Here is a 744-nt window from a genome sequence, read left to right on the forward strand (position 1 = left end):
TTTTGCTTTTGATGTGTTTAAAGGCGAAGTAAGCAAACACAGAGAGCGATCCCAACAAACCGCCACGGCTTTGTGTTTGTATCACTGCGAAAAACAGGATAAAGCAGGTGATAAGCGCGAAGAGTCGTAATAGGGTCGGCGAGCGTTTTTCCATCAATTGACTAACGGTAAAGGCGAGAGGAAACATCAACACGAGTGCCAAGTCGTTAGGGTCGCCCAGCACTGAACCAATGGAACGCCCAATCGACACGCGAGTGCCTTCGACTAAATCAATGCCGTTCGCTGCGTTGTTAAGCGCGACTAACCCAATCAACATGCCGGCGACGATGATCGCTTTGGACATTTGAGCAAGCTGCTGAGGTTTGGTGATCAGCCAAGTGATCGCCAAGGTCATCACAATGATTTTCCAATACGTATTTTTAAATACCGTGATGGCAATATCTCGGCTAGAGGCGAACACAATCCCGATGATAACCAGCCCCCAGAAAATGCACAGCCACTTGAGTGAAGGGTGCCAGAATGCCGTAAGTTGACGACTTAGCAGTAGATGAAAAGCTAGCGCAGCTAACGCGCCAAGGGATAGAAGCAATGGAATTTTAAAGCTGTAAATGGCAGGAAACGCTTCGTGAATACGGAAAAAAGAGAAGATAACGAACAGTGTCACGAGCCAAAAGGTTTGATTGAGGACGAATAGCAATGCCAACGGTGCAAAGCACACTGCCACAATCAAAATGGGGTGAGGCA

At 47.6% G+C, this 744-nt stretch carries 1 pseudogene; it reads right to left on the reverse strand.

The features are described from left to right. A pseudogene (locus R7R24_RS26575) lies at positions 1–744 on the reverse strand (hypothetical protein); the annotation flags it as partial.

The sequence above is a fragment of the Vibrio sp. 704 genome, from assembly GCF_033339295.1.